This is a genomic window from Amycolatopsis stemonae, from assembly GCF_054781455.1.
The window spans coordinates 449,273-474,666 of the sequence record NZ_BAAGUJ010000005.1 but is presented as its reverse complement, the minus strand read 5'-3'; the positions used below and the strand labels follow the sequence as shown (position 1 = coordinate 474,666).

Here is a 25,394-nt window from a genome sequence, read left to right as displayed (position 1 = left end):
GACTTTGCGTCACCGTAGGAACCCGAACCGAGAGATGGAACCGATTGCCGGTCTCACTACTCGCGAGTAATCTCCGGTCCCATGCGCGCTGTACGACCGTCCGCGGCCGTGCCCCGGCGCGTCGACGCCCGCCGCAACCGCGAGGCGATCCTGCGCGCGGCCGACGAAGCCTTCAGCGAGAAGGCCGACGTCGCGCTCGACGAGGTCGCGCGCCGCGCCGGCCTCGGCCGGGCCACGGTCTACCGGCACTTCCCCGACCGCACGGCGCTGGCCCTCGCCGTCGCCACGCACCACCTGAACGCGTTGAAGCACCTGGTGCGGGGCAAGGAGTCCTTCCGCGAGCTGCTGCGGATGGTGCTGGCGATGCAGGCCCGGCGGCGTCCGCTGGTCCGGCTGTTCCGCGAACTGCCGGAGCGCAGCCAGCGCCAGTACACCCAGGCGCTGGTCTCCCTGCTGCGCCCGGCGTTCGAAAAGGCGCAGCGGGAAGGCAGCGTGCGAGCGGACCTCGAGCCCGCGGATCTGGGCCTGTTGTTCGAAATGCACGAGGCCGCGCTGCTGTCGGGCCTGGCGCCGCGGGAGCCGGCGGAATCGGCGGAGCGCCTGGTGCGGGTGTTCCTCGACGGTCTCGCGGGTCACGGCCCGGTCGCGGAGGAACACCGAACCGGCGCGGCACCTTGGCGCGCCTGACACGCGTTCGGCAGGATCCGGCGGATGAACCGCCTCCGGTGGGTGCTGCTCTCCGCGTTGCTCCTCTGCGTGACCGGGTGTGACCCCGCCCAGTCGGCGGTGCCGTCGACGTGGACACCCCGGCCCGTCACCGCGACGTGGCCCCCCTCGGCGAGCGACCTCTCGTACTACCTGCCCGCCGACGCGGCCTTGGCGAAAGCGGGCTTGACGCGCCGGGGTCTCCCCGTGCCGAACCCGCGGATCGTCCTGCTGAAGCTCTGCGGCTTCACGCAACCGTGGGACGGCCTGGTGAAGCAGGGCCTCGAAGCGACCTGGCGCGTCGGCTCGACCGGGCAGGACGTCCGGCAGTACCTCACCCGCTACGACCACGTGGCCGGCAAGGACGTGCTCGGGGCGATCGACGACGACCTGCTCTCGTGCGGCGCGTTTCCGTTGGACGGCAAGGAATACCACACGATCACGTCCGGGATCGGCCTGGCCGGCACCACCGCCGCCGACGAGGCCGGCACCTTCTGCGCGGAGCCGGAGCCGGGCGGCCAGCCCCGGTGTTTCCTGCTGCTGGCGAGCCGCGACCGCCTGACCGAGCTCGTCCTGCCCGGCGACGCGCCGCTGCGCGACCAGCTGGACTTCCTCGCGGCGATCGCCCCGGCGTTCTCGGTGGCGCTCGCGCGGGGCGGTTGACCGGCGGGATCCCTGGGTACTTCCGGAAAGCGCACCGGCACCCGGTCCCGCCGCCGGCCCCGCGCCCCGCCGCCCGTGACCGCGTTCACGGCACACCACTTTCGCCCACCGGAGAGCGCCATGACCAACGACTCAGGAGCCTGGCACGCCAAACTGCAGCGCCAACAGGAAGCGATCGAGCGGAAGCGGGCCGAACAGGCCTCCCGGACGCAGACCGCGCCCCGCTGACCACACTGTCCACAAAGGACGTCACGGGGTGGGTCCGGTCAGGATCGCCGCCGCGCCCTTCCGGAACGCCGCCACGAGCCGGTTGCGCTCGCCCGCACGGGTCGCCACCGCCACCTGGCTCGGCTCGACCCCCTCCAGCGGCACCGTCGTCAGGTCCGGGCGGAAGCCGCTGACGACGCCCGGTCCGGCCGGGATGATCGCCACCGCCTGCCCGCTCGCCACGAGTTCGATCTTGTCTTCGATCGCGTCGATGAGCGGGCCGCCGGGCGCCGGACGGCCGTCCGGGCGCGGGTCGACGCGCCAGAACGCGTCCCACTCCGCGTCGAGGACGCGCGGCAACGGCTCGTCGGCGATGTCGTCGAGGGTCACGGACTCCTTGCCCGCCAGGCGGTGGTCCCGCGGGAGCAGCAGCACGCGGGGTTCGTCGTAGAGGACCGTCACGTGCAGCTGCGCCGCGCGCAGCGGCAGCCGGACGACCGCCACGTCGACGCGGTGCTCCAGCAGCGCCGCGCGGGCGTCGTCCCAGGCGAGGTGCTGGGTGCGGACGTCGGCGTCGGGGTGGCGCCGGCGCAGGTCGCGCACGGCCGGCGTGACGATCAGGTTGCCCGTGTAGCCGATGGTGATCCGGCTGGGCCGCGCGACCGCCTGCGCGCGGGCCACCGCGTGCGCCCCCGACCGCAGCAACTCCGCGGCGAGCGGGAGGAACGCCGCGCCGGCCTCGGTGAGCCGGGTGCCCTGCGGGGTGCGGTCCAGCAGCCGGGCGCCGACCTGCTGCTCCAGCCGGATGATCTGCCGGCTCAGCGACGACTGCGTGAGGTGCAGTTCGGCGGCGGCGCGGCCGAAGTGCCGGTGCTCCGCGACGACGGCGAAGCTGCGCACCAGGCGTAGGTCGAGGTCGGACATGCTCCCAGCGTAACCTCCCGTCCTCGCGGTTGAGCGCCCGCGACCTGCGGTGATGCACAAACCGCGTCACGTTTCGCGAAACGTTCATTGGACCGGGCACGCTCGGTGACGGCACGGTGGAAGCAAGCACCCCACGAAAGGGAGTTCCATGGTGACCTTGGGACCCGTCGGCGTCTACCTGCCGATCTCGTTCACCCGCACACCTCCGGCCACGAGCCAGCGCGACGCCGTGCGACGGCTGGAGGCCGCCGGCTACCGGACGGCGTGGACGAACGAGGTCGTCGGCGGCAAGGACGCCCTGGTGCAGCTGGCGGTGCTGCTGGGCGCGACCGAGCGGCTGACGTTCGGCACCGGCATCGCCAACATCTGGGCCCGCGAACCGCAGACCCTGCACGCCGGCGCGGCCTTCCTCGCCGACGCTCACCCGGACCGGCTGGTGCTGGGCGTGGGCGTCGGCTACCCGCAGCAGGCGGAGGGCACCGGCCGGGAGTTCGGCAGCCCGCTGGCGACGATGCGCGATTACGTCGGGCGGATGGACGCGGAGACGTGGCCGCCGGCACCGGCCGTGAAGTACCCGCGGCTCCTGGGCGCGAACGGGCCGAAGATGCTGGCCCTGGCGGCGGAGATCGCGGACGGCGCGGTGCCGGCCAACCTGCCCCCGGCGTTCACCGCCCACGCGCGGTCGGTCCTGGGCCCGGACAAGCTGCTGGTGGTCGGCTTGGTGGTGATCCCCGACCCGGACGTCGCCCGCGCGAGGGCGGCGGCGATCGAGCGCATGACGGGAACGCTGAACCTGCCGACGTTCGCGAACGCGCTGCGCCGCTTGGACTTCACCCTGGACGACGTGCCCCGGATCGCCGACGAGGTCGTGGCCTACGGCAGCGGCGAGGCGATCGCGGCCAAGGTGCGCGAACACCTGGCCGCGGGTGCCGACCACGTCCTGCTCATGCCCCCGACGACGGACGACTTCACCGCCGACGTCACGGTGCTGGAGCGGCTGGCGCCGGCCTTCGCCGACTTGGGCCGGCCATCCACGACCCGGTGAGATCGGGATCACGCGTTTAGCCGGACTACCCGGGGGTAAACGCTCGTTGTTCAGGCTGTTTCAGCTTCTTCCGCCCAGGAGTAGTTTGATGACCAGCGTCCTGACCGACGGCCTCGGGAACCCCCGGCAGCTCCCCGCGCCCCGCCGCCGTCCGGTCACCCAAGACGCCCTCGCCGAGCTGGCCCGCCTCACGGCGCTGGCCGAGCTGGCCCAGAGTTCGTCACCCTCCTTGATGCACCACGCGATCCTCGGCGGCACGAGCCCGGCGACGGTCGCGGCGGCGGCGAAGATCGACGTCGCGGAGGCCCACGTCCGCTGGCACGCCTGGGCGGACACGGCGGTGGGCCTGGAGGAGTACCTCCGCGTGCACGCCGCGTTCGCCGACGCCGTCATCGCCCATCACCGAGCCTTCGAGGAAGAACTGTGCCCGTGAAGACCGAAGAGACGACCCTCGCCGACCTGGCGGCCCTCGGCGACGCGGCCACGGAGTTGCTGAAGCAGATCAGCGAGCAGCTGGCCACGGCTGCGACGCGGCGCTGACGCCCGTCAGGACCGTGAAGGCGGGGTTCGTGGTCCATAGTGAGGGGCATGGCAGCAGCGATTACCCCCGAGGACTTCCGGCCGATCCTGGCGCTGGTGCGCGACTTCGTCCGCACGAAGGTGATCCCGCGTGAGCAGGAGATCATGGACGCCGACGCGATCCCGGACGACCTGCGCGCGCAAGCCGCCGAAATGGGCCTGTTCGGCTACGCCATCCCCGAGGAGTGGGGCGGGCTCGGCCTCGACCTGACCCAGGACGTCGAACTGGCGATGGAGTTCGGCTACACCTCGCTGGCGCTGCGGTCGATGTTCGGCACCAACAACGGTATCGCCGGGCAGGTGCTGGTCGGCTTCGGCACCGACGAGCAGAAGAAGCAGTGGCTCGAGCGCATCGCCTCCGGTGAGGTCGTCGCCTCCTTCGCGCTCACCGAGCCCGGGGCCGGCTCGAACCCGGCCGGGCTGCGCACCAGAGCCGTCCGCGACGGCGACAACTGGGTGCTCGACGGGCAGAAGCGCTTCATCACCAACGCGCCCATCGCCGGCCTCTTCATCACCTTCGCCCGCACCGACCGCGGCATCGCCGTGTTCCTCGTGCCCGCCGGCACGCCGGGGGTCGAGGTCGGGGTCAAGGACAGGAAGATGGGCCAGGAAGGCGCCTGGACCGCCGACGTCACCTTCACCGGCGCCCGCATCCCGGTGTCGAGCCTGGTCGGGGGCGACGAGGAGGCCGGGTACCGCGCCGCGATGACGTCGCTGGCCCGCGGGCGCATCCACATCGCCGCGCTCGCCGTCGGGGCCGCGCAGCGCGCGCTCGACGAGTCCGTCGCCTACGCCGCCTCGGCCACCCAGGCCGGGACGCCGATCGGCGAGTTCCAGCTGGTCCAGGCGATGCTGGCCGACCAGCAGACCGGGGTCATGGCCGGCCGGGCGCTGGTGCGCGAGACGGCGGCCCGGTACGTCTCGGGGGAGGACCGGCGGATCGGGCCGTCCGCGGCGAAGCTGTTCTGCACGGAGATGGCCGGGCAGGTCGCCGACCTCGCGGTGCAGGTCCGCGGCGGCACCGGCTACATGCGGGACGTGCCGGTCGAGCGGATCTACCGCGACATCCGGCTGCTGCGGCTCTACGAAGGCACCAGCGAGATCCAGCGGCTCATCATCGGCGGCGGGCTCGTCCGCCGGGCACGGAAGTAGGCGGCGATGCTCAGCGACGACGAGAAGCAGATGGTGGCGCTGGTGGCCGAGTTCGCCGACGAGCGGGTCCGCCCGCGCGTCCGCGAGTTCGAAGCCGACGACGTCTACCCCGCCGAATTCATCGACGAGATGAAGGAACTCGGCTTCTTCGGCCTCCTGGTCCCCGCCGAGTACGGCGGTGTCGACGTCAGCACGGCGTGCTTCGCCCGCGTCACCGAAGAACTGGCCCGCGGCTGGATGAGCCTGGCCGGTGCCATCGGCGGCCACTCCGTCATCACGTACTTGATCAAGACCTTCGGCACGCCGGAGCAGCGCGCGAAGTACCTCCCGCGGATGGCCGACGGCACGGTCCGCGCGACGATGGCGCTCACCGAGCCCGGCGGCGGCAGTGACCTGCAGGCCATGCGCACCCACGCGGACCCCGCGGACGCCGGCTACGCGATCACCGGCGCCAAGACGTGGATCTCCAACGCCGCCCACTCCGGGCTCATCGGCCTGCTCTGCATCACCGACCGCGACGTGAAACCCGCCCACCGCGGGATGTCCGTGCTGCTCGTCGAACCCGGCGACGGGCTCACGATCTCCGCGAAGCTGCCGAAGCTGGGCTACCGCGGCGTCGAGGCGTGCGAACTGGTCTTCGACGACATGGCCGTGCCCGCGGACGCCGTGCTCGGCGGCACGCCCAACCAGGGCTGGGCGCAGATGATGCGCGGGCTGGAGGTCGGCCGGATCCAGGTCTCCGCGCGGGCGCTCGGCGTCGGGCAGGCCGCGCTGAACGACGCCGTCCGCTATGCGCAGGAACGGGAATCCTTCGGCAAACCCATCTGGCAGCACCAGTCCGTCGGCAACCTGCTCGCCGACATGGCCACCAAGATGCGCGCCGCCCGGCTGCTCACCCTCGACGCGGCCGAGAAGCTCGACGCCGGAGAACGGGCCGACATGGAAGCCGGGATGGCCAAGCTCTTCGCCTCCGAGACCGCGATGCAGGTCGCGCTGGACGCGATCCGTGTCCACGGCGGCTACGGCTACTCCAAGGAATACGACGTCGAACGCTACTTCCGCGACGCGCCCCTGATGATCGTCGGCGAAGGCACCAACGAAATCCAGCGCAACGTCATCGCCGCCCAGCTGATCGCCCGCACCAAGATCTCCGGCTCGTGACGACCCTGCTGGTCGACCCGGCGCCGGTCGCGGCGCTGGCCGCACTGTTCGACAACGGCCTGCCCGCCCCGCGCCCCGGCGACGTGCTGCCGCCGCTGTGGCACTGGGTCGCCCTCCCCCGCTGGCCCGCGTCGTCGGAGCTGGGCCCGGACGGCCACCCGGCCCGCGGCGGCTTCCTGCCCGACGTCGGCCTCCCGCGGCGGATGTTCGCGGGCGGCGAAGTCGTCTTCCACCGCCCGCTGCACGTCGGTGCGCCGGTGACCCGAGAGTCCACTGTGGACTCCGTGACCGAGAAGGACGGCCGGTCCGGGAGGCTCGTCATCGTCGTCGTCCGGACCACGATCACCGGACCGGACGGCCTGTGCGTCGAAGAGCGGCAGGACCTGGTCTACCGCGAGCGGGGCACGCCCGCCGCGCCGCGCCCGGCCGCCTTCGGCCCGGTGGGCGCGCCGTTCCGGCGGGTCGGGCCGGGTGCCTGGGACTTCGCCACCGACCCGGCCCTGCTCATGCGCTTCTCCGCCGCCACCGCGAACCCGCACCGCATCCACTACGACTGGCCCTACGTCACCGGCGTCGAGGGCTACCCCGGCCTCGTCGTCCACGGGCCACTGATGACCCTCGCGCTGGCCGAGGTCCTGCGGCTCGACTTCCCCGGCACGCACGTCACGCGGCTGGCCCACCGCCACCGCGCCCCGCTGTTCTGCGGCGAGCTCGCCCGGCTGAGCGCGCAGCCGGGCGAACTCGAGCTGACCGGGCCCGACGGCGAAGTCCGCACGAGCCTCGCGCACTGACGCGGGTCAGGAGCAGCGCCACAGGTACGGGTGCGAGTGGGTGGTCGCGCTGTCGTAGCGGTAGCCGCCGATCGTTCCGTCGTCGCCGACGACCGTGGGCAGGTCCGCCTTGACGTCGCCGAACTTGCCGGCGAACGTGCCCTGGTTCCAGACGCCGTAACCGGTGCCCGCCGCATCGTCGCCGCCGCCGGCCTCGTCCAGCCGGCCGACGACCAGGCCGGCCGAGTTGAGCGTGTAGCCCGGGTTGAGGTTGGCCAGGTTGTAGCTGGAGTGCGGCAGGATGTGGGCCGCGTGCTGCTGGTCCCAGTAGACGCCGACCTTCTTGCCGTCGTAGACGCCGTTGCCGACGACGCGGCCGTTCCTGATGGTGTCGGGCGACGCGTTCTGCAGGCCCGGCACCGTGCCGAGGTGGGTCAGCGTCCCGTCGCGCCAGATGTCAAGGCTGGTCAGCAGGATCGAGCCGTCGCTGTCGACCGAGACCGGGCCGATGCCGGACGACGGCGCGCCGGTCAGGAGCGTCACGGTGTCCGGCTGGGCGGCGGGCCAGCGGACCGCGGTCAGCCCGGTGCCGTTCTGCTTGCGCACCACGCCGATGACGTCGCCCGAGTCGGTGATGCCGACGGCGGCCGACCGCGTGTAGCCCGCGGGCAGCTGGCTCGACGTCGGCGACGGCAGCGCCACCAGCTTGCCGCCGGAGCTCTTGAACGCCCGTTCGAAGACGAAGCCGGAGCCGAACATCGTGCTGTACGCGGTCCCGGCGACGGCACCCGAACGGTTCTCGGCGGTCACCTTCGCGCCGGGCGACCCGGCCGTGCCGAGGTCGGCGTACGTCCCGTTCGTCCAGGAGGCCGCCCGGGTGGTGTCGCCGAACTCGTCGGTCGGCAGCGCCCAGCCCGTGAAGCCGCCCTTGTCGTCGGTCGCGGTCACGCTCGCGCTCACGGCCGTGCCCGCGCCGAGCGCGGTGGGCGTCCAGGTGCACGCGGCTGCCGTCGTGGCGGCGGCCGCGACCTGGCCCGGGCCCAGCAGGCCCGCCGCGAGCAGCACGCAGCCCAGCGATCTGAAGTTCATCGTCTCCCCTTCGTCCGCGGCGGCCGGCAGCCGCCCCGGCCGAACCTAGGGAAGGGACGATCACCGGCCCCGGCTCAGGACCGGGGACTGGGGAAACTCCCCGACCGGCGGCCTCCGGCCGACGCCGCAGCCGGTCCGTGCCGAACGCCGGGACCTGGTGCGGGGAACGGCACTCCGTCCACAGTGGAGCACAAGCGGGTCGCCGGTCACGCGACCACCGTGCCCGCGGCCCAGACCCGGCGGATCTTCGCGGTCGCCGTGATGTCCCGGGTCGGGTCGCCGTCGACGAGCACCAGGTCCGCGCGCAGGCCTTCGCGGACCGCCCCGCGGTCGGGGAGGCCGAAGTACCGGGCGGGCAGGTCGGTCGCCGCGCGCAGGGCGTCGCGTTCGGACAGCCCGGCCGCGACCAGCAGCGCGAGCTCGTGGTGCAGGCTCGCCCCCTGGACGACCGGGAACGGCAGCATCGGCGCGGAGAACGCGTCGGTGCCCGCGAGGACCGGCACGCCGGCCGCGTGCAGCGCCGCCACCGAATCGCGGCTGAACGCGTAGCCGTCCGCGCCGAGCTTGGTCGTCAGCGCTTCCATCATCGCCAGCGTCGGCACGGCGACCTGGCCCTGCTCGACCATCCTCGACGTCGTCCCGGCGTCCAGGACACCGTCGCGCGGGACGTGGGTGACGACGTCCGCCCCGGCCCGGACGGCCCGCCGGTAGGCGTCGACGGACGAGGCGTGGGCGACCGTGAGCTTGCCGTGGCCCTTGCCCGCGGCGACCACGGCGTCGATCGTGGCCTGGTCGAGCAGGTCGCCTTCGATGACGACCTTGACGTAGTCGGCCCCCTCCGCGACGCGGCGGGCGACGAAGTCCGCGGCCTGGCCGGGCGCGGTGAGGATCGCCTCCGCGGGCATGCCGGGCATCTTCGCGTGGGTGCCGCCGGGGCCGATGGCGGGCACGCCGGCGCTGCGGATGTCGGGCACCCGGCCGCGGAAGGAGTCGACGCGCTCGCGGGGCCAGCACGCCATGTCGAGCGCCGTCGTGACGCCGTGGGCGGCCAGCGCCCGCAGGTCGTCCGGGGTGAGCAGGTGGACGTGGGCGTCGAAGAGCCCCGGCAGCAGGGTCGCGCCGGCGCCGTCGACGACCTCGGCGCCGGCCGGGTCGGTGCCGATCAGCGGGCCGTCCAGCACGACGGTGGCCGGTTCGGTCAAGCCGGTGCCGTCGAAGACGCGGACGCCGGTCAGGGCGGTCTTGGTCATGAAGCCTTCCCGGGAAGCGGAGGTGCGGTGGGCGTCAGGACGCGGGCTCGGCGCTGAAGCTGGTCTCCATCAGGATCTCCCGCGTGCGGTTGACGTGTGCCTCGAACCGGGCGACGGCCAGCTCGGGGTCGTGCGCCAGCGCGGCGTCGACCAGGCCTTGGTGCTCGCCCGCGACGTCGCGGTGGAGCTGCTCGCCGCCGGGTCCGGACCAGGCGCGGTACAGCTCCGCAGCGTCGGACAGCCGGGTGCAGATGTCGAGCAGGACGGCGTTGCCGCACGCCTTGATCAGCGTGTGGTGGAACTCCAGGTGCGCGCGGGCCCACTCCTCGTTGCGCCGCATCGACGGCCCGGGCAGGAGCATCGGCCGGCCGGCGAGCCGGTGGTGCGCGGCCAGGACTTCCGACTCCCACGTGACGCCCCCGCGCAGCACGGAAAGCCGCAGCGCCGAACCTTCGTTGACCACGCGGGCCTCGGTCAGGTCGGTGAGGGCCTGCATCGACAGCGGGGTGATCCGGAAGCCGCGGTTGCGGTCGACCTGCACGAGGTCCTGGGCGGCGAGCAGGCCGAGCGCCTCGCGCACGACGCTGAGGCTGACCTCGAACTCCGCGCTCAGCTCACCGGGCTTGACGCGCTCGCCCGGGGCCAGTTCTCCGTTGAGGATCGCCAGCCGCAGCCGGTGGTACACCGACACGGCCAGGCTCTCGCCGCCCGCTCTCTTCGCCATGCCGAAACGGTAACACACTCTCCGCGCAATAATCGATTCTTCTCTTGACAGTCGCTTATCACGGGCAGAGTATGAGGTGACCGGCGCACCTCGCCGCCCGGCCGGCCCGGGGGCGCGACCGAGTGGACCACGGCGCCGGGTTTCCTCGACCGAAAGGCACTCCGATGCGGATCGCCACCCTCGCCGGCCGGCTCGTCCTCCTCACCGAAGGCGGCGCGGTCGACGTCGAGCGCGCCAGCGACCGGCGCTTCTCCGCCGACCCCCATGCCGTCTACGCCCGCTGGGACGAGTTCACGGCCTGGGCTTCCGACGCCGGACCCGACGGCGCCGAGGCGTTCGACGAAGCCGGCCTCGGCGCGCCCTCCCCCACCCCGGCGCAGGTCTTCGGCGTCGGGCTCAACTACCGCGACCACGCGGCCGAGTCCGGGCTCGGCCTGCCGGACTCCCCCGCCGTGTTCACCAAGTTCCCCAGCTGCCTCACCGGGCCGACCGGGGAGATCGCGCTGACCGGGTCCACAGTGGACTGGGAGGTCGAGCTGGTCGCGGTCGTCGGCCGCGAGGCGCGCAACGTCGCGGCCGAGCACGGCTGGGACCACATCGCCGGGCTCACCGCCGGCCAGGACCTCTCCGACCGCACCGTGCAACTGGCCGGGCCCGCCCCGCAGTTCAGCCTCGGCAAGTCCGCGCCCGGCTTCGGGCCCACCGGGCCGTGGCTGGTCACGCCGGACGAGTTCGCCGACCGCGACGACCTCGTGCTCGGCTGCGAGGTCAACGGCGAACCCGTGCAGAAGGGGCGCACCAGCGACCTGATCTTCCCGGTGCCCGAGATCGTCGCGCGGCTGTCGGCGATCCTGCCGCTGCGGCCCGGCGACGTGATCTTCACCGGCACCCCGGCCGGCGTCGGCATGGCCCGCTCCCCGCAACGGTTCCTGACCGCCGGGGACGAGCTGGTGACGACCGTCGAGGGCATCGGCTCGATGCGCCACCGGTTCACGGAGCCGTCATGACCACTGTGGACGGACGCCGGTTCCGCGCGGTGATGGCGGCGGTCTGCGCACCGGTCACCGTCGTCACCGCACCGGGGCCGCACGGCGCGACGGTCAGTTCGTTCACGTCCCTGTCGCTCGACCCGCCGCTGGTGAGCGTCGCCTTCGACCGCCGTTCGGCGCTGCTGGCCGAGATCCTCGGCGCGGGCCGGTTCGGCGTCAACCTGCTCGGCGAGGGCCAGGACGACCTCGCCGTCCGGTTCGCCACGCGCGGCGCCGACCGGTTCGGCGGCGAGACCGCGTGGTTCGCCGACCGTGGGCTGCCCCGGCTGCGCGACGCCGCCGGCTGGGTGGCCTGCGACCTGGACCGGGTCGTCGAAGCCGGCGACCACCTGCTGCTGTTCGGCCTGGTCACCGACCTGGGCCGGACCGACGTGCCGCCGCTCGTGTACGCCCACCGCACGTTCGGCACCCACTCGCGGTTCGCCGAGCGGCCCCGCCCGCGCATCACCGACCAGATCGCCGCCTGCGCCCGCTGACCCCGCCAGGAAAGGACACCGCCGTCATGACCCTCGCGACCGAACGCCCCACGGCCGAGCAGGTGCTCGCCCGCATCGCCGACCTCCGGCCCCTGCTCGCGAAGAACGCCGCCCAGGGCGAAGCCGACCGGCGGGTCGTCGAAGAGAGCATCGCCGCGCTGACCGACGCCGGCGCGTTCAAGATCGCCCAGCCACGGCGCTACGGCGGGTACGGGCTGCCGGTGCGTGCGATGCTCGACGTGTCGGCCGCGGTCGGCGAAGCGGACGGCGGCACGGCCTGGGTGGTCGCGCTCAGCAACGTCTGCGCGTGGCTCGCCGGGTTGTTCAGCCCGCAGGCGCAGGACGACGTCTGGGGGGCGAACCCGGACGCGAAGGTGTCCGGTGTCCTGTCCCCGACCGCCGAGACGACCAAAGTGGACGGTGGCTGGCGCGTCACCGGGCGCTGGTACTACAACTCCGGCTCATGGCACGCCGACTGGGCGGCGCTGGGCGTCCCGCTGACCGACGAGCGCGGCGAGGTCGTCGACCAGGGCACGGCGCTGCTCCCCCGCACGGACCTCGGCTTCGAGGACACCTGGTTCGTCGCCGGGATGCGCTCGTCGGGGTCCAACTGCCTGATCGCCGACGACGTCTTCGTGCCCGCGCACCGGGTGCTGTCGGTGCCGCCGGCCATCGGCGGGCAGTACGCGAACGGCGAGCCCGAAGAAGACCTGTTCCGGGCCGCGCTCGTTCCGGTGCTGACGCTGGTACTGGCCGGGCCGCAGCTCGGGCTCGGCCGCAAGGCACTGCAGATCGTCCGCGAGAAGGCCGCGCGGAAGCCGATCTCCTACACGAACTACGCGACGCAGGCGGACTCCGTCGCCTTCCAGCTCCAGCTCGCCGAGGCCGCGATGCGGATCGACACCGCCCACCTGCACGCCTACCGCGCGGCCGACGACATCGACGCTGCGTCGGCCGGTGCCTACCCCGATCTCGAAGCCCGCGCCCGGACCCGCGCCGACACGGGCTGGGCCGTCGAGAACATCACCCGCGCCATCGACATCCTGCTCTCGGCGCACGGCGCGGGCAGCTTCGCCGAGGTCAACCCGCTGCAGCGGATCTGGCGCGACTCCGCGGTCGCCGCGCGGCACGCGATCGTGCTGCCCGCGGTCAACTACGAGGTCTACGGCAAGGCCCTGCTCGGGCGCGACGACCAGATCACCCCGCTCATCTGACTCCGGAAGGACCCGTCATGAGCCTGCACCGCCTGACCAAGATCGCCATCGGCGTCCCGGACGTCGACGAAACCGCCAAGTACTACACGGAGTTCGGCCTGACGCCGACCGCGTCCGGCTTCGCCACCGCCGACGGCGGCGAGCAGCTGGAGCTCAAGCAGACCCCGCACCGCCGGCTGCTCACCCTCGGTATCGGCGCCGACGACCCGGACGACCTCGGCCGCATCACCGCGTCCCTGGCCCGCCTCGACGTCGAGAGCCGCATCGACGGCGACGCACTGCACACAAAGGACCCGGCCACCGGGCTCGACGTCGTCGTGTCGGTCGCTGCGCGGCTGAAGCAGGAACCGCCGGAACCCGTGGTGTACAACGGGCCCGGGGCCATCCGGCGGGCGAACACCCGCGCGCCCGGCATCGACCGGGAACCGGCGGTGCGGCCGCGCAAGCTCGGCCACGTCGTGTTCGGCTCGACCGACCAGGCCGCCACCCAGCGGTTCTTCACCGAAGGCCTCGGCTTCAAGGTCAGCGACGAGGCGCCGGGCCTGGCCGCGTTCATGCGCTGCTCCACCGACCACCACAACGTGCTCGTGCAGCAGGCGCCGGTGAGCTTCCTGCACCACACGTCGTGGGAGGTCGACGACGTCGACGAGGTCGGCCGCGGCGCCACCGCCATGCTCCAGGGCCACCCTGAACGCCACACCTGGGGGCTGGGCCGGCACTACATCGGCTCGAACTTCTTCTGGTACCTGCGCGACCCGGCGGGCAACTTCTCCGAGTACTACTCCGACATCGACTGCATCCTCGAAGACCAGCTCTGGGAACCGCGGGTCGTCGCGGGCGAGAAGAGCCTGTACGCGTGGGGCCCGCCGCCCCCGCCGTCGTTCCTCGCGCCGGAGGACCTGGCCGACCTGATGGCCGACGCCCACGACGGTGCTTGAACCGGCCGCGTAGCTGTGGATCGCCTTAAGGAACGCGCCCGGCGGTCGCGGGCGCTCGTGCCCGGGCAGCACCATCGGAGGCATGGTGGTGCTTTCCGAACGCGCGGCCGTCCGGCGGCTGCACGACCGCCTCGGCTTCGGGCCGCGGCCCGGCGACCTCGACCGCGGGTTCGCCGAGACCCGTGACCGGCTGCTGGGCGGCGGGCCGGACGCCGGGGCGGCCGCGACGCCGATGCCCGACCCGGGCCCGCCGCCGGACAAGCCCGGCAAGCAGGCCGACCCGGCGGCGAAGCAGCAGGCCCGCAAGCAGACCCAGGCCCAGGCGACGCAAGCCGTCGGCTGGTGGCTCGACCGGATGGTGGCCGCCGACCTGGCGTCCGTCGAACGCCTGACCTGGTTCTGGCACGGCCACTTCGCCACCGGTGAGCAGAAGGTGCGCAGCCCGCGGCTGATGCTCGCGCAGAACCAGGCCCAGCGGGAGCACGCGCTCGGCAGCTTCACCGACCTGGCCCGGGCGATGGTCGTCGACCCCGCGATGCTGCTGTGGCTCGACGGCAACAGCAACAAGAAGGGCAAGCCGAACGAGAACCTCTCCCGCGAGTTCATGGAGCTGTTCACCCTCGGCGTCGGGCACTACACCGAAGACGACGTCCGCGAAGCCGCGCGGGCCCTCACCGGCTGGACCGCCAAGCGCGAGGCCACCGGTTCCCAGTTCGTCGCGAAGCGGCACGACGACGGCGTGAAGCGGATCCTCGGCGCCAGTAGCGACTTCGACGCGCAGTCCTTCGTGGACCTCGTGCTGGGCCGGCCGGAGTCGGCGCCGTTCGTGACCGGGCGCGTCTGGTCCCGGCTGGTGTCCTCGGCCCCGCCGGCGCCGGACGTGCTCAACCGGCTCGTCGCGGCCTACGGGAGCCGCCGCGACATCACGGCGCTGCTGCGCGCGATCACCGACGAACCGGCGTTCCGCGACAGCGCGACGTCGCTGGTCAAGCAGCCGGTCGAGTGGCTGGCCGGGCTGATGCGGGCCCTCGGCGTCCGGCCCGGGAAGCTCGACGAGAAGACGCAGGCGCAGCTGCTGGCCGCGTTGCGCGGGATGGGCCAGGTGCCCTTCCAGCCGCCGAGCGTCGGGGGCTGGGCGGCGGGCGGTGCCTGGCTGACGACGTCGGCGGGCGTGGCGCGCCTGCACGCGGCGCAGCTGGTCGCCGCGCACGCGGACCTCGGCGCGGTCGGGCAGGCGCGCGACAAGGTCGCCGCGATCGGTGACGCGCTCGGCGTCGACGCCTGGTCGGACCGGACGCGCACCGCGTTGTCCGGCGTCGCGGGCAACGTCCGTCAACTGTCCACAGTGGCCGCATGTGCCCCCGAGTACGCAGTGAGCGGGTGACGACCGTGCAGAAGGTGAACCGGCGCAGGTTCCTCACGGCGACCGGCGTGACCGCCGCGGCGGCGCTGGCCGCCGGCGCCACCCAGGTCGACTGGACGCGGCTGATGTCGGCCGCGCAGGAGAACCCGCTCGACCCGGACGCGGGCGTGCTCGTGGTCGTCACGCTCTACGGCGGCAACGACGGGCTCAACACCGTCGTCCCGGCGAGCGACCCGGCCTACCAGAACGCCCGCGCCGAGCTGGCCTACAAGCCGGAAGAGGTGCTCGACCTCGGCGAAGGTCTCGGGCTGAACCCGGGCATGAAGGGGTTCAAGGGGCTGTGGGACGGCGGTCAGCTCGCCGTCCTGCGCGGGGTCGGCTACCCGAAGCCGGACCACAGCCACTTCCGGTCGATGGCGATCTGGCAGACGGCGTCCCCGGAGACAGCGGTCCCGACCGGCTGGCTCGGCCGCTGGCTGGACGCGACCGGCGACGACCCGCTGCGCGCGGTGTCCGTCGACCCGGTGCTGCCGCCCCTGCTCGCCGGCGAGAAGACGGCCGCGGCGTCCCTCCCGGTGGGCGGGCTCAAGCTCCCCGAGGGCGCGCTGGGCAAGGCATTCCAGGACCTCGGCGCGGTACAGCCGGGTGAGGGGTTCTGGCAGGCGCGGGCGGCGCGGTCGGTGACCGACCTGCACCGGGCCGTCCAGACGCTGGGCGGGCCGTCTTCGCACGAGGGCAAGAAGGCCAAGGGTGAGCTGTCGGCCCAACTCGACGTCGTCGCCGGGCTGATCGAGGCAGGGGTGCCGACGCGGGCGTACTCGGTGTCGCTGGGCGGGTTCGACACGCACGCCGACGAACGCGGTACCCAGCAGCGGCTGCTGACCGAGCTGGACGGCGCGCTGACGCCGTTCGTGCAGCGGCTGGCCAAGTCCGACCGCGGCAAGCAGGCCACCGTGCTGGTGTACTCGGAGTTCGGCCGCCGCGTGACGGCGAACGCGAGCCAGGGCACCGACCACGGCACGGCGGGCCCGGTGTTCGTCCTGGGCCCCCGGGTGAAGGGCGGGTTCCACGGCGCGGAGCCGAGCCTGACCGACCTGGACGACGGCGACCTCAAGCTGACCACGGACTTCCGCGACGTCTACGCGACGCTGGTCCAGGACGTCCTGGGCACCGATCCCGGCAAGGTGCTGGCCGGTCACAGCGGCCGGATGGACGGCCTGTTCGCCTGACCACTCACGACGGGTGCGGCAAACCGGCCAGCCGGAAGCGTGCTCCCCCGCCCGGTGCGGCCTCGCACCACAGGTCGCCGCCGTGGGCGCGGGCGAAGCCGCGGGCGATCGGCAGGCCCAGGCCCGAGCCGCCCTGGCCGCGGGCCGCGTCGAGCCGGACCAGGCGGTCGAAGATCCGTTCGCGCTCCGGTCCCGGCACACCCGGGCCGGTGTCCGTGACCGTCATGCCGTCGGGGGTGGTCTCCAGGGTGAGCGTGCCGCGGCCGGCCATCGCGCGGACCGCGTTGCCGCTCAGGTTGGCCAGGATCTGCGTGAGCCGCGCCCGGTCGCCGAGGACGACCGTGTCCGGGCCGGTGACCTCGACCGTGACGTCCGGGGCGGTCAGCCGCAGCTGCTCGGCCTGCGCGGAAGCCAGCTCCCGCAACGGAACCGGCGTCCGCTCCAGCTCGGCACCGGCGTCGTCGAGGGCCAGGTGCAGCAGGTCGGCGCCGCCCCGCCCGGCCCGCTGCGACTCGCGGACCACCAGCAGCTGCAACTGCTCCCGCTGCTCGTGCGGCGTCTCCGGCGGCTGCTGCAGCAGCGCCTCGGCCGCCGCCTGCACGCCCGCCAACGGCGTCCGCAGCTCGTGGGCCGCGTCGGCGACGAACTGCCGGGTCCGTTCTTCGGACGCCCGGGCCGCCCGCTCCGCGCCCTCGAGGGCGTCGAGCGCGGAGTCGAACGCCTCCGCCGCGCGACCCAGCTCGGTGCCGGGGCGTTCCGGGGCGAGCCGGCCGCCGCGCTTGCCGGAGACGATCGAACGCGCCAGCCGCGTCATCGCGTCCAGCGGCGCGAGCGCGAACCGGACGGCCAGCAGCAGCGCGACCGCGGCGACGACCAGCGCGGCGACCCCGGTGGCCAGCAGGACCCACCGCAGGCTCTGCTCGGCGGCGGCGATCAGGGACTCGTCCGCGGTCAGGGTCAGCTTGGCGCCGTTGATCCGCGCCGGTCCGGACAGCGTCGCGTGCACCTGGCGGATCCGGGCGTCCGGCGGCAGGTCGCCCGCGCCGAAGAACGAGCCGTCCGGCAGGGAAAGCGCGCCCTGCACCCCGCGCGTCTCGACGCGCCGCACCAGGTTCTGCGGCGCCACGTTCTGCTTGGCCAGCTGCTGCGCCAGCTGGACGCGGGCGGTGAGCACCGCGTTGACGTCCTTTTCGGCCTGGGCGCGGAACACCGTGTCGACGACGAAGCCGACCGCGACCAGCACGACGGCCAGCACCACCAGCACGGTGACCGTGACGCGGCGGCGCAGCGACACGGTCCGCAGCCCGGTCACGGCTCGCCACGCAGGACGTACCCCTGCCCGCGCACGGTGTGCAGCACGCGCGGGCCGTGCGCTTCGAGCTTGCGGCGCAACGTGCTGACGTTGACCTCCACGAGGTTCGGCGCGTAGTCGCCGTAGCCCCACACGGCCGTGAGGATCTGCGTCTTGGAGACCACGCGGTCGCGGTGCTGGGCGAAGTACAGCAGCACGTTCCACTCGGTGGTGGTCAGCTCGACGTCGGCGGTGCCGTAGCGGGCCCGCCCGCCCTCGACGTCGATCACCAGGTCGCCGACCTCCACGGCCGGCCGGGTGCGCCCGGTCCGGCGCAGCACCGCGGTCACCCGCGCGACCAGCTCGGCGAGGACGAACGGCTTCACCACGTAGTCGTCGGCGCCTTCGCCGAGGCCGCGCAGGCGGTCCTCGACGCCGTCGCGCGCCGTCAGCATCACGACCCCGGCCGCCGACACCCGGCGGATGACGCGCAGCAGCTCGAACCCGTCCCGGCCGGGCAGCATCACGTCCAGCACCACCAGGTCCGGGCGGGCGCGGGCCAGTTCCGCCTCGAGCCCGGTGCCGTCCGGGCGGGCACGCACGGAAAACCCCGCGGTGGTCAGCGCGGACTCGACCGGGACACGGATGGCGTCCGCGTCCTCGATGACCAGGATGCGCGGCGGGGTCGGCTCGTCCACGGGACCAGCCTAGTGAAAACCGCCGCCCGCGCCCGGCGGAAGCCGGGCACGGGCGGCGGCGGTCTCACGTGGACCGCGAAGCGATGAAGTAGATCACAATGCCGATCAGGGCGAGAACTTCGGTCAGGACGAAGGTCGAGTACGCGATCGTCTGCAATTTTCCCCGAGCTTCGGGCTGCCGCGCGGTACCGTTGATGACGGCTGCGAAGATGAGTCCCACGCCGATTCCCGGGCCGATCGCGCCGAGCCCGTAGCCGATGGCGGCGAGGCCCTGGTTGATGGAGGCGGTTTCGGCCAGAACGATGTCCCTCATGGGCATTCCCCTTTACGTCGGTGCGCTGAAGCAAGGACAGGGTCGTGCGGAGGCGCCGAGAATCGACAGCTGTCGTCGGGTGAACGGAATTCACCGGGCAGAACACTCGAAGGGATTCCCCCGGAACCGAGCGGTTCCGTACCCCGAGGATATCACGGAATACGGACGTCCCGCCCGAAAGCGAAATGCGCGGGTGAATCAGGCGAGCGCCGGGGTCAGGTCCATGTGGACGCGGTAGTCGCGCACGCGGTCCCCGGCGAGCCGGATGACCGTGACGCACGGCAGGGCCAGCGGCGAGCCGTCGGGGGCCGCCGTCTCGATGGTGAAGCGGCAGAACAGCTGGTCGCCGACCGCCGCGACCTGGTCGACGACGTGCCGGACCCACGGCAGGGCTCCCGCCGCGCCGGCCGTCGCCGCGGTGATCGCGGCCCGGCCGGTCAGCGGCGGGTTGTTGCCGAACACGTACGTCGCGTCGTCGGTGAACCACGACGCGAACGACTCCGCGTCGCCCGCGTCGACCGCCGCGCACAGGGCGCGGACCAGCTCCTCGTGGCTCACTTCTGCAGCGCCAGGCCGTAGCGCTTCATCACCTCGGCGACGAGCTTCATGTCGCGCCCGGGCGGCAGCTGGGAGAGCTCCTCGTAGTAGTTCTCCAGCCCCGGCGGCGAAACCACCGCGATGACGCGCGTCTCCTCGTCGAACGGGTTGCGGAACACGTGCGGCACGCCGCGCGGCATGAGCAGCGAGTCGCCTTGGCCGAGGACGTGCCGGACGCCGTCCAGCTCCACCTCGACCCGGCCCTGGACGCAGGTGAACAGCTCGTCCTCGCGCGTGTGGACGTGGGTCGGCGGCCCGCCGAGGCCCGGCGGCACGACGTACTCGAACAGCGAGTACGCGCCGCCGGTGTCGGCGCCGGTGAGCCGGGCGTGGATGCCCAGGCCGATCGCGCCGAGGTTCGTGCCGTCGCCGGGGCGGATCACGCCGGTCGCGGTGTCCATTCGGGACTCCTTTCTACAGCGGGGCTTTCGCGGGTGTTTTCCAGCCGGGCCAGCACCTTCGGCCCGAGCGAGCGGTAGGCGGCCGGCGACACCGGGTTCAGCCAGTGCGTGAAGCGGGTGAACCGGCCGAGCTGGACGCCGAGGTCGCCGAGCACCTCGTCGACGTTGTGGATGGAGAACGGGATGATCTTCGTGCCGTGGCAGTGGTGCCCGCCCGTCGCGACGTCGAGGAAGGCGAGCTGGGCGACGACGTCCTCGCGCCGGGCCGGTTCGTCCGGCAGGGTCAGCGCGCCGCCGAGGTCCGCCGCGATCCACAGCGCCGCCATCTCGGCGTTGAGCGGGCTGAAGAACGAGGAGTTGTAGCCGTTGAAGTACAGGCCGGGCACGCCGACCGGCTGGATCTGGCGGTACAGCAGGAAGTTCCCGCGGTCGTCGAAGAGCCGGTCCCGGACCGGCGCGGGCAGGAACGGCACGCCCTGGCTGAAGCCGGTCGCGCAGACGACCAGGTCGGCGGGCAGGGCGGTGCCGTCGGCCAGCTCCGCACCCGGCCGGCCGCCGGCGGTCAGCCGCGCGATCACCGTGTCGCGGTGGACGCGGATCGACCCGTCCGCGACGCCTTCGAAGAACCCTTCGGTCGCGAGGCCGATCGCGTTCTTGACGATGTCCTCCATCCGGCCGCGCGGGACGAGGTCGTGCTTCGCGAGCCCGAACTGCCGCACCGACACCGTGCCGATGGAGTTCAGCATCGAGCGCCGCAGCCGGTTTCCGGGGCCGTGCAGGAACTTCTCGAAGCCGCGCAGCCACCGGTAGCGGAACAGGGCCTCGCCCAGCCGGGTCAGCAGCAGCACCTTGAAGTTGAGCACGCCCGCGACCTTGCGCGGCACCTTCCACAGCAGCTGGCGGGCGATGACGTCGGTGCTCGCGGCGACCTCGCTGATCGCGACCGTCACGTCGCAGGCGGACTTGCCGTAGCCCACGACGAGCACGTGCCTTTCCCGCGCGGCTTCGACGTCGTGGAAGTCCGAGCCGGCCAGCAGCCGCCCGCCCGCGGCCTCGAACTCCGCGCGGCCGGGGAACTCCGGGAGCGCGGGCTCGCAGAACACGCCGTTGGCGACGACGACCCGGTCGTAGGCCACGGCCCCCTGCGCCGCGGTCGTCACCACCCAGCGGCCGCCGTCGGGCACCGCCGACGTCACCTCGGTGCCGAGCCGCAGGTGGGGGGTGACGCCGAACTCGCCGGCGTAGGCGGCGAGGTACTCCTGGATCTGCGCGCCCGTGGGCCATTCCGGGAACTCCCGCGGCATCGGGAAGTCCGAAAAGGAGTACTGCGCCTTGGGGCTCTGCGTGGTCAGCCCGGGGTAGCGCCGGGTGCGGCTCCACACCCCGCCGACGTCCGGGGCCTTCTCGAACACCTCGACGTCGTGGCCGGCCTGCAGCAGCACCTTGGCCGTGGTCAGCCCGGCGAGCCCGGCCCCGATGATCGCGACGCGCATGCCTGGTCCTCCTCGTCGAGCACCCGTGCCGGTGACCCGGCTCGGCGTGCGCCACAGCCTGGATCAGCCGCCGCGGCGGACCAACGGCGAGTCCTGTTCACTGGGACGGCAGGTCGGGCCGGGGCACCGCCCACCGCCGCGCGGCGTAGGCGCGGCTCGCCGCGGCGGCCGCCATCCGCACGGCCGGTCCGATCCGGTCGGGCTGCACGGCGGCGGTGGGCCCGGTGACCGAAAGGGCGGCGGTGACGTTTCCGGTGAAGTCGAAGATCGGGGCCGCGACGCAGCTGATGCCGGCGATGCCCTCCTCGCGGTCGTGGGCCCAGCCCTGCTCGTGCACGACGGCCAGTTCGCGTGCCAGCGCTTCGGCGCCGGTGATGGTCCGCGCGGTGCGCCGGGTGAGCCCGCCGGCGACGACCGCGCCGACCGTTTCGGCGTCCGACCAGGCGAGGATCGCCCGGCCCAGCCCGGAGCAGTGCGCCGGGACGAACCCGCCGACCTGGTCGAGCATCGGCAGCTGCCGGTGCCCGCTGATCTTCTCGACGACCAGCACCCGGGTGCCTTCGAGAACGCCGAGCTGCACGGTCGTCTTCGCCGCCGCGTAGAGGTCCTGCAGGTACGGCAGGACGGCCTCCCGCAGCTCGTGGCGCACCGGGACCAGGCCGGACAGCTCGAACAGGCGGTTGCCGATCCGGTACTTCTCCCCCGGCTTGTCCAGCCAGCCCAACTCGATCATCCGGGCCGCGGTGCGGTGCACGGTCGAGCGCGGCAGGCCGGAGCGCTCGACGAGCCGGGACAGCGTCAGCTCGCGGTGCGCCATGTCGAACGCGCCCAGCAACGCCGCGGCTCGTTCGAGCGCGCCGTCGTGGGAGTCCCGGGCAGTGGGACTCATCCTTGGTCACCGGGGGTCATGGCCCGAATGTAGGACACATCATGGAGACCAACCAGTCCTTCGCGAAACGCCGCCGCGTCGCGCTCGTCGGCGGCGGTGCCGGTGGCATCGGCTCGGCCTGCGCGGCCGCCCTGCACGCGAGCGGGCACGACGTCGTGCTCGCGGGCCGCACGGAGGCCACGCTCGCCGAAACGGCGATCGAGCTCGGACCCGGCGCCGGCTACGTCGTCTGCGACCTCGCGGACCCGGCCGCGGCGGCCGGCGCGGTGGCGCAGGTGCACGAGCGGCACGGTTCGCTCGACGTCGTCGTGGCCACCGCGGGCGGCCCGGCGCCGGGTGGCGTGTTCGACGTCCCCGCCGAGCAGTGGCACCACGACCTCGACCTGCTCGTCCTCGGCCCGCTGGCCCTGATGCGGGCCGCGTTGCCCGCGATGGCCGAGCGCGGGTTCGGTCGCGTCGTCGTGCTCACCTCGACCGCGGTGCGGCAGCCGCAGCCGGGGCTCGCCGCCTCGACGGTCCTGCGGTCGGCGACGACGGCCGCGGCGAAGCTGGCCGCGCTGGAGTACGCCGACCGCGGCGTCACGGTGAACTGCGTCGCCGTCGGCGCGACGCTCACCGCGCGGCGCCTCGAAGTCGTGCGCAGCCGGGCCGGCGCGACGGGGGTCGACGTCGCGACCGCGCTGGCCGAGGACCTCGCCGCCATCCCCGCCGGCCGGGCCGCCGCGCCGCGCGAAGTCGCGGCCGCGGTGGCGTTCCTGGCCTCGCCCGAAGCAGGGTATGTCACCGGATCCGTGCTGACCGTCGACGGCGGCCGCACGGAATGCCCAGCCTGAGAGGTGCTTTCATGACCGGCTTCGTCCTGACCGACTTCCTCGCGAGCCTCAGCCACACCGTCCGCCCCGGCCGGCAGCGGCCGCTCGTCGTGCACGACGGCGAACTCGAGCAGCTCCCGCCCGGCGCGGTGCCGAACCCGACGTCGCTGCGGATCGCCGGGAAGCTGCCGACCACGACGTTCGAGCTGTTCCGGCAGGTGATCCCGGCCGGCGAGAGCTCGGACATGCAGCGCCACCACCACGAGACCGTCCACTTCGTCCTGAGCGGCGACGGCCACAGCGAGATCGAAGACGAAACCGTCGGGTGGACGGCCGGCTCGTTCGTCTACACCCCGCCGTGGACCTGGCACCGCCACTTCAACGACTCGGCCGAGCACCCGGTCGAGTTCCTGACCATCGAAAACTCGCGGCTGCTGGACCTGTTCGGGCTCGGCCGCCGCCAGAGCGCGGGCCTCGCGACCATGGCCGAGGCCCGGCACCAGGAGGACCGATGACGACTTCGCCGATCCCCGGCCACGTCGGGATCTGGGGCGAGCTGGGCGAGCTCGAGCACACGCTGCGCTACGTGGACGTGCCGCTGGACGGCCGTCCGGTGCGGACGCGGGTCCTGCGGGCGGGCGCCGGGCCGGACCTGGTGCTGCTGCACGGCACCGGCGGGCACCTCGAGGCCTACGCCCGCGACCTGGCCGGGCTGGCGCGCGACTTCCGCGTCACGGTCTACGACATGGTCGGCCACGGCTGGTCGGACCTGCCCGACCGGCCGTACACGATCGACGTCCTCGCCGGGCACCTCGTGTCCCTTTTGGACGTTCTCGGCATCGACCGGGCCCACCTGTCGGGCGAGTCGCTCGGCGGCTGGGTGGCCGCCTGGACCGCCGCGCACCACCCGGACCGCGTGGACCGCCTGGTGCTCAACACCCCCGGCAACATCGCGAACAAGCCCGAGGTGATGGCCCGGATGCGCGACAGCACGATGGCCGCGGTGCTCGACCCCAGCGACGAGACCGTGCGCCGCCGCGTCGAGTTCCTGTTCCACCACAAGGAGATGGTCACCGACGAGCTGGTGAACCTGCGCCGCCGGGTCTACTCGCGGCCGGGGTTCGTCCGGGCGATCACCAACACGCTGGTGCTGCAGGACCCGGAGGTGCGCAAGGACTTCGCGTGGGACCCGGCGTGGGTGTCGCGGGTGAAGGCGCCGACGTTGCTGCTGTGGACGAGCCACGACCCCACGGGCGGGCTCGACGAGGCCGAACTGCTGCTCGGCTGGCTGCCCGACGCGCGGCTGCACGTCATCGACGACGCCGGGCACTGGCCGCAGTGGGAGCAGGTCGGGGAGTTCCTCGACGTCCACCGCACCTGGCTGCTGTCCGGAGAGGACCCGTCCTGATGGCCGGGATCGCCGGGTTCGCCGGGATGTCCCACAGCCCGTTCGCGACGTTGCTGCCGCCGCCGGCCGCGGGCGGGCCGGGCGCGAAGTTCCTCGCCGACGCTTCGCTGGCGCGCCGCGCGGTGGAAGCGCTGGCCCCGGACGCGATCGTCGTGATCGGGCCCGACCACTTCCACGGCAACTTCTACGACGTGATGCCGCCGTTCGTGCTGGGCGTCGAGCACGCGGTCGGGTTCGGGGACTTCGGCAGCACCGAAGGCCCCCTTCCGGTCGCGGGGGGCCTGGCGTGGTCCGTCCACAACGGACTGACCGATGCCGGGTTCGACGTGTCGCTGTCGTATTCGCTGACGGTCGACCACGGAATCGTGCAGACCTACGAGATGCTCACCGGGTCCGGGGTGCCGATGGTGCCGCTGGTCGTCAACACCGCGGCGCCGCCGTTGCCTTCGCTGCGGCGGTGCGTCGCCCTGGGCGAGGCGCTGGGCGCGGCGCTGCGGTCGGCCGACGTCGCCGGGCGTGTCCTGGTGGCGGCGAGCGGCGGGCTGTCGCACTGGCTGCCCTCCAACGACCCGCGCGAAGTGGCGGGTGAACGCCGGGAGTCCCTGATCCACGGCCGCGCGGACGTCCGGGCGTTCGCCGCGGCGCGCGAACCCCGCGTCCGCGCGATGGGCGGCGACCCGGCCGCCCGGGTCAACACGGAGTGGGACCGGTGGTTCCTCGACCGCCTGTCCGAGAACGACGCCGGTTCGGTCGCCGGCCTCGGCCACGAGAAGCTGGAAGACCTGGCGGGCAGCGGCGGCCACGAGGTGCGCTGCTGGCTGATCGGCCAGGTCGCCACCGGGGCACCGCTTTCGTGGACGAGCTACGAGCCGGTGCCGGAGTGGATCACCGGGATGGGCATCGGCACGACGTTCCCGGTCACCTGACCACGGCGCGGGCACGCCGAAAGACGCC

Annotated in this window: 28 protein-coding genes; 17 read left to right on the top strand and 11 right to left on the bottom strand. The window is 73.2% G+C overall.

Translation table 11 applies throughout. From position 1 onward, the window contains the following. The first annotated feature begins 81 nt into the window (after nt 1–81). Both ACYVLJ_RS21675 and ACYVLJ_RS21670 read left to right on the top strand, forming a co-directional pair. Nucleotides 82–687 carry a TetR family transcriptional regulator gene (locus ACYVLJ_RS21675; RefSeq protein ID WP_451981185.1) on the top strand — a complete coding sequence of 202 codons (606 nt, stop codon included), beginning with the start codon at nt 82–84 and terminating at the stop codon, nt 685–687. 24 nt (nt 688–711) lie between these two features. Further along, a complete protein-coding gene (locus ACYVLJ_RS21670) occupies nt 712–1,368 on the top strand; it encodes a hypothetical protein (protein ID WP_460440032.1) in 657 nt (218 codons plus the stop codon). A 249-nt stretch (nt 1,369–1,617) separates the two neighbouring features. Here ACYVLJ_RS21670 and ACYVLJ_RS21665 read toward each other — a convergent pair whose 3' ends face one another. Then, complete coding sequence (locus ACYVLJ_RS21665) at nt 1,618–2,499, bottom strand: LysR family transcriptional regulator (RefSeq protein WP_460440031.1); 882 nt, start codon at nt 2,497–2,499, stop codon at nt 1,618–1,620. A gap of 151 nt (nt 2,500–2,650) precedes the next feature. Here ACYVLJ_RS21665 and ACYVLJ_RS21660 point away from each other — a divergent pair, with 151 nt between their 5' ends. The 5 genes from ACYVLJ_RS21660 (at nt 2,651) to ACYVLJ_RS21640 (ending at nt 7,227) form a co-directional block, all read left to right on the top strand. Beyond that, complete coding sequence (locus ACYVLJ_RS21660) at nt 2,651–3,544, top strand: LLM class flavin-dependent oxidoreductase (RefSeq protein WP_460440030.1); 894 nt, start codon at nt 2,651–2,653, stop codon at nt 3,542–3,544. An 88-nt stretch (nt 3,545–3,632) separates the two neighbouring features. After that, entirely contained in the window at nt 3,633–3,977 is a 345-nt protein-coding gene (locus tag ACYVLJ_RS21655; protein WP_460440029.1) for a hypothetical protein, read from the top strand. Between the two features lie 155 nt (nt 3,978–4,132). Beyond that, nucleotides 4,133–5,275 (top strand): acyl-CoA dehydrogenase family protein, encoded by a 1,143-nt coding sequence (locus ACYVLJ_RS21650; RefSeq protein WP_460440028.1) that lies wholly within the window; start codon nt 4,133–4,135, stop codon nt 5,273–5,275. A 6-nt stretch (nt 5,276–5,281) separates the two neighbouring features. Then, a complete protein-coding gene (locus ACYVLJ_RS21645) occupies nt 5,282–6,436 on the top strand; it encodes an acyl-CoA dehydrogenase family protein (protein WP_460440027.1) in 1,155 nt (384 codons plus the stop codon). Beyond that, nucleotides 6,433–7,227 carry an HTD2 family dehydratase gene (locus ACYVLJ_RS21640; protein ID WP_460440026.1) on the top strand — a complete coding sequence of 265 codons (795 nt, stop codon included), beginning with the start codon at nt 6,433–6,435 and terminating at the stop codon, nt 7,225–7,227. The genes ACYVLJ_RS21645 and ACYVLJ_RS21640 overlap by 4 nt, the downstream gene beginning before the upstream one ends. 6 nt (nt 7,228–7,233) lie before the next feature. Here ACYVLJ_RS21640 and ACYVLJ_RS21635 read toward each other — a convergent pair whose 3' ends face one another. The 3 genes from ACYVLJ_RS21635 to ACYVLJ_RS21625 form a co-directional block, all read right to left on the bottom strand. After that, nucleotides 7,234–8,295: a hypothetical protein gene (locus tag ACYVLJ_RS21635; protein WP_460440025.1), complete on the bottom strand. Its 1,062-nt coding sequence runs from the start codon at nt 8,293–8,295 to the stop codon at nt 7,234–7,236. Nucleotides 8,296–8,501: 206 nt separating this feature from the next. Then, on the bottom strand, nt 8,502–9,545 hold the full coding sequence (locus ACYVLJ_RS21630) for an amidohydrolase family protein (protein WP_460440024.1): 1,044 nt from the start codon (nt 9,543–9,545) through the stop codon (nt 8,502–8,504). A gap of 34 nt (nt 9,546–9,579) precedes the next feature. Then, complete coding sequence (locus ACYVLJ_RS21625; protein WP_460440023.1) at nt 9,580–10,269, bottom strand: GntR family transcriptional regulator; 690 nt, start codon at nt 10,267–10,269, stop codon at nt 9,580–9,582. Between the two features lie 164 nt (nt 10,270–10,433). Here ACYVLJ_RS21625 and ACYVLJ_RS21620 point away from each other — a divergent pair, with 164 nt between their 5' ends. From ACYVLJ_RS21620 to ACYVLJ_RS21595, 6 genes are all read left to right on the top strand, one after another. After that, on the top strand, nt 10,434–11,276 hold the full coding sequence (locus ACYVLJ_RS21620) for a fumarylacetoacetate hydrolase family protein (RefSeq protein ID WP_460440022.1): 843 nt from the start codon (nt 10,434–10,436) through the stop codon (nt 11,274–11,276). Next, entirely contained in the window at nt 11,273–11,794 is a 522-nt protein-coding gene (locus ACYVLJ_RS21615) for a flavin reductase family protein (protein ID WP_460440021.1), read from the top strand. Before ACYVLJ_RS21620 ends, ACYVLJ_RS21615 begins: the two co-directional genes overlap by 4 nt. Before the next feature lie 26 nt (nt 11,795–11,820). Further along, nucleotides 11,821–13,008 carry an acyl-CoA dehydrogenase family protein gene (locus ACYVLJ_RS21610; RefSeq protein ID WP_460440020.1) on the top strand — a complete coding sequence of 396 codons (1,188 nt, stop codon included), beginning with the start codon at nt 11,821–11,823 and terminating at the stop codon, nt 13,006–13,008. 17 nt (nt 13,009–13,025) lie between these two features. Further along, a complete protein-coding gene (locus ACYVLJ_RS21605; RefSeq protein WP_460440019.1) occupies nt 13,026–13,946 on the top strand; it encodes a VOC family protein in 921 nt (306 codons plus the stop codon). Nucleotides 13,947–14,028: 82 nt separating this feature from the next. Next, entirely contained in the window at nt 14,029–15,330 is a 1,302-nt protein-coding gene (locus ACYVLJ_RS21600; RefSeq protein WP_460440018.1) for a DUF1800 domain-containing protein, read from the top strand. Then, nucleotides 15,327–16,538 carry a DUF1501 domain-containing protein gene (locus ACYVLJ_RS21595; protein ID WP_460440017.1) on the top strand — a complete coding sequence of 404 codons (1,212 nt, stop codon included), beginning with the start codon at nt 15,327–15,329 and terminating at the stop codon, nt 16,536–16,538. Before ACYVLJ_RS21600 ends, ACYVLJ_RS21595 begins: the two co-directional genes overlap by 4 nt. A gap of 4 nt (nt 16,539–16,542) precedes the next feature. Here ACYVLJ_RS21595 and ACYVLJ_RS21590 read toward each other — a convergent pair whose 3' ends face one another. The 7 genes from ACYVLJ_RS21590 to ACYVLJ_RS21560 form a co-directional block, all read right to left on the bottom strand. Then, entirely contained in the window at nt 16,543–17,850 is a 1,308-nt protein-coding gene (locus ACYVLJ_RS21590; RefSeq protein ID WP_460440016.1) for a sensor histidine kinase, read from the bottom strand. After that, nucleotides 17,847–18,527: a response regulator transcription factor gene (locus ACYVLJ_RS21585; RefSeq protein ID WP_451981133.1), complete on the bottom strand. Its 681-nt coding sequence runs from the start codon at nt 18,525–18,527 to the stop codon at nt 17,847–17,849. Before ACYVLJ_RS21585 ends, ACYVLJ_RS21590 begins: the two co-directional genes overlap by 4 nt. A gap of 64 nt (nt 18,528–18,591) precedes the next feature. Further along, nucleotides 18,592–18,840 carry an ATP synthase subunit c family protein gene (locus tag ACYVLJ_RS21580; protein ID WP_460440015.1) on the bottom strand — a complete coding sequence of 83 codons (249 nt, stop codon included), beginning with the start codon at nt 18,838–18,840 and terminating at the stop codon, nt 18,592–18,594. A 198-nt stretch (nt 18,841–19,038) separates the two neighbouring features. Then, nucleotides 19,039–19,398 (bottom strand): nuclear transport factor 2 family protein, encoded by a 360-nt coding sequence (locus ACYVLJ_RS21575; RefSeq protein ID WP_460440014.1) that lies wholly within the window; start codon nt 19,396–19,398, stop codon nt 19,039–19,041. Beyond that, nucleotides 19,395–19,838 carry a cupin domain-containing protein gene (locus ACYVLJ_RS21570; RefSeq protein WP_460440013.1) on the bottom strand — a complete coding sequence of 148 codons (444 nt, stop codon included), beginning with the start codon at nt 19,836–19,838 and terminating at the stop codon, nt 19,395–19,397. Before ACYVLJ_RS21570 ends, ACYVLJ_RS21575 begins: the two co-directional genes overlap by 4 nt. Then, complete coding sequence (locus tag ACYVLJ_RS21565) at nt 19,817–21,331, bottom strand: flavin-containing monooxygenase (protein WP_460440012.1); 1,515 nt, start codon at nt 21,329–21,331, stop codon at nt 19,817–19,819. Before ACYVLJ_RS21565 ends, ACYVLJ_RS21570 begins: the two co-directional genes overlap by 22 nt. Nucleotides 21,332–21,428: 97 nt before the next feature. Further along, on the bottom strand, nt 21,429–22,220 hold the full coding sequence (locus ACYVLJ_RS21560) for an IclR family transcriptional regulator (protein WP_451981120.1): 792 nt from the start codon (nt 22,218–22,220) through the stop codon (nt 21,429–21,431). A gap of 41 nt (nt 22,221–22,261) precedes the next feature. On the opposite strand from ACYVLJ_RS21560, the gene ACYVLJ_RS21555 reads away from it, so the two are divergent. Genes ACYVLJ_RS21555 through ACYVLJ_RS21540 form a run of 4 tightly spaced genes read left to right on the top strand, consistent with a single transcriptional unit; the run spans nt 22,262 to nt 25,366 of the window. After that, a complete protein-coding gene (locus ACYVLJ_RS21555; RefSeq protein WP_460440011.1) occupies nt 22,262–23,053 on the top strand; it encodes a Rossmann-fold NAD(P)-binding domain-containing protein in 792 nt (263 codons plus the stop codon). Between the two features lie 11 nt (nt 23,054–23,064). Beyond that, entirely contained in the window at nt 23,065–23,547 is a 483-nt protein-coding gene (locus ACYVLJ_RS21550; protein WP_451981114.1) for a cupin domain-containing protein, read from the top strand. Then, nucleotides 23,544–24,440 (top strand): alpha/beta fold hydrolase, encoded by an 897-nt coding sequence (locus tag ACYVLJ_RS21545; RefSeq protein ID WP_460440010.1) that lies wholly within the window; start codon nt 23,544–23,546, stop codon nt 24,438–24,440. The genes ACYVLJ_RS21550 and ACYVLJ_RS21545 overlap by 4 nt, the downstream gene beginning before the upstream one ends. Further along, a complete protein-coding gene (locus ACYVLJ_RS21540; RefSeq protein WP_460440009.1) occupies nt 24,440–25,366 on the top strand; it encodes a class III extradiol ring-cleavage dioxygenase family protein in 927 nt (308 codons plus the stop codon). The genes ACYVLJ_RS21545 and ACYVLJ_RS21540 overlap by 1 nt, the downstream gene beginning before the upstream one ends. Nucleotides 25,367–25,394: the final 28 nt, after the last annotated feature.